The 2456-nt window shown below is 44.6% G+C and carries 2 protein-coding genes; one reads left to right on the top strand and one right to left on the bottom strand.

Going from position 1 to position 2456, the window contains the following annotated elements; all coding sequences use genetic code 11:
• Window positions 1-102 precede the first annotated feature (102 nt).
• Window positions 103-1755: a glucose-6-phosphate isomerase gene (pgi, locus tag RH88_RS00720; protein WP_005592756.1), complete on the bottom strand. Its 1653-nt coding sequence runs from the start codon at window positions 1753-1755 to the stop codon at window positions 103-105.
• Window positions 1756-2030: 275 nt separating this feature from the next.
• Between pgi and RH88_RS00715 the strand changes: the two genes are divergently transcribed.
• Window positions 2031-2450 carry a secondary thiamine-phosphate synthase enzyme YjbQ gene (locus RH88_RS00715; RefSeq protein ID WP_005592755.1) on the top strand — a complete coding sequence of 140 codons (420 nt, stop codon included), beginning with the start codon at window positions 2031-2033 and terminating at the stop codon, window positions 2448-2450.
• The last annotated feature ends 6 nt before the right edge of the window (window positions 2451-2456 follow it).

Genomic DNA, 2456 nt, shown 5'->3' with positions numbered 1-2456 from the left:
GATTAAAACGCATCAATAAAAAACGCCAGCATTGCTGGCGTTTTACCTTTCAACTTTTACTCGCCAAAATACTCAATATCATGGCTGCAAGTATACTAACGACTAAGCTTTAAAAGCTTTGAACGCATTGATCAAACCATTAGTCGAGCTATCATGCGAGCTAATTTCTGTTGCATCAGCAAGCTCAGGTAGAATTTGGTTTGCGAGTTGCTTACCAAGTTCCACACCCCATTGGTCGAAGCTGAAGATGTTCCAGATAACGCCTTGAGTGAAGATTTTGTGCTCGTACATTGCAATCAAGTTACCCAAAGTACGTGGCGTGATTTGTTTCACTAGGATTGAGTTAGTTGGACGGTTACCTTCAAACACTTTGAATGGGACTAGCTCAGCCATTTCTGCGTCGCTCTTACCTGCTTGAGCAAATTCCGCTTTAACCGTCTCTGCACTCTTACCAAATGCCAATGCTTCTGTTTGAGCAAAGAAGTTCGACATCAGTTTTTGGTGGTGATCGCCTGCTGGGTTATGGCTCAGAGCTGGTGCAATAAAGTCACAAGGAATGATCTTAGTGCCTTGGTGGATCAACTGGTAGAACGCGTGTTGACCGTTAGTACCTGGCTCACCCCAAATGATTGGGCCAGTTTGGTAAGTGACAGCTTCGCCGTTACGGTCTACGTATTTACCGTTCGACTCCATGTTACCTTGCTGGAAGTACGCAGCAAAACGGTGCATGTACTGATCGTAAGGCAAGATTGCTTCAGATTCTGCACCATGGAAGTTGTTGTACCATAGGCCAATCAACGCCAAGATCACTGGAATGTTGTTTTCTAGCTCAGTCTCAGCAAAGTGGTTATCCATCTCGTGAGCGCCTTCTAGCAACTCAACAAAGTTGTCGTAACCTACCGCTAGAGAGATAGACAGACCGATTGCTGACCATAGAGAGTAACGACCGCCAACCCAATCCCAGAATTCGAACATGTTGTCGGTATCAATACCAAACTCAGCCACTGAGGTTGCGTTGGTTGATAGTGCCGCAAAGTGCTTAGCAACGTGCGCTTCATCACCCGCTTCCGCTAGGAACCAATCACGCGCAGTATGTGCATTGGTCATGGTTTCTTGAGTGGTAAATGTTTTCGATGCAATCAGGAACAATGTCGTTTCTGGATTTACTTTTTTCAACGTTTCAACGATGTGAGTACCATCAACGTTAGAAACAAAATGCATGTTTAGACGCGTTTTGTACGGTGCTAGTGCTTCAGCCACCATGTAAGGGCCTAGGTCAGAACCGCCGATACCGATGTTCACGACATCAGTGATCTCTTTACCGGTGTAACCTTTCCAATCACCCGAAACGATACGGTGCGTAAACAGTTCCATTTTTGCTAGTACAGCGTTGATCGCTGGCATCACATCTTGACCATCAACCATCACTGGTTTGTCACTACGGTTACGTAGCGCAGTATGTAACACGGCGCGATCTTCTGTTTTGTTGATCGCTTCACCACTGAACATCGCTTCAATTGCTGATTGAAGATCCGTCTCTTTTGCTAACGCAAAAAGATGTTGTAACGTTTCTTGGTTGATGAGGTTTTTAGAGTAATCGATCAGAAGATCGTCACCAAAACGTGTAGAAAACTTGTCAAAGCGAGCCGCATCTTGAGCAAAAAGCTCTGCCAGATCCATATCCTGTGCAGATTCAAAATGAGCAGTTAGCGCTTTCCACGCTTGAGTTTGCGTTGGGTTAATATTTTTCAACATGGTCTCTATTCCGATGTTACAGTAGGCTCTATTCCCGCCAGTTAATCACTCGCTAGGAATCCCCGATTTTAAGCAAAAAAGAAGCTATTCCTGATGTTTGGGCACTAAGCTGCAAACACAAGGTTATGTAATTTTTTTTCAATGGCTAATTATGACTCAGTGAAAACTCAATCACATTGAGGTATATCACGTTCAAAAGCTTAGCTTATCTAAAGCTGTGCAACTAGCCTAGCCAGCTTCATAAGATTTGCCAAACAATTCGTTAAGGAAAGATTATGTGGTCTCAAAAAACGATCAGCTTACCAGCCAAATCCCGAGGTTTTCATCTGATCACTGATGAAATTGAACAACAGTTACCGCAAATCCAATCACTTTCAGTAGGATTATTACACCTGTTTGTGCAACACACCTCCGCTAGCTTAACCCTTAACGAAAATGCCGATCCTACGGTGCGCAGTGATATGGAAAAGCACTTCAATCACTCTGTTCCCGAACGCGCAGCGTACTACCAACACACCTATGAAGGGGATGATGACATGCCTGCGCATATCAAGGCTTCAACGCTGGGTTCGAGCATTACAATTCCAATCACTGATGGCCGCTTAGCCTTAGGTACATGGCAGGGCATCTACTTAGGCGAGCACCGCGATTACGGTGGATCTCGTCGTCTTATCGCAACCATTCAAGGTGAGTAATACCAA

This window comes from Vibrio scophthalmi LMG 19158, assembly GCF_000222585.1.
Lineage (GTDB): Bacteria > Pseudomonadota > Gammaproteobacteria > Enterobacterales > Vibrionaceae > Vibrio > Vibrio scophthalmi.
Note: the sequence above shows the minus strand (reverse complement) of the source record. Positions and strands in the feature narration are given on the sequence as shown.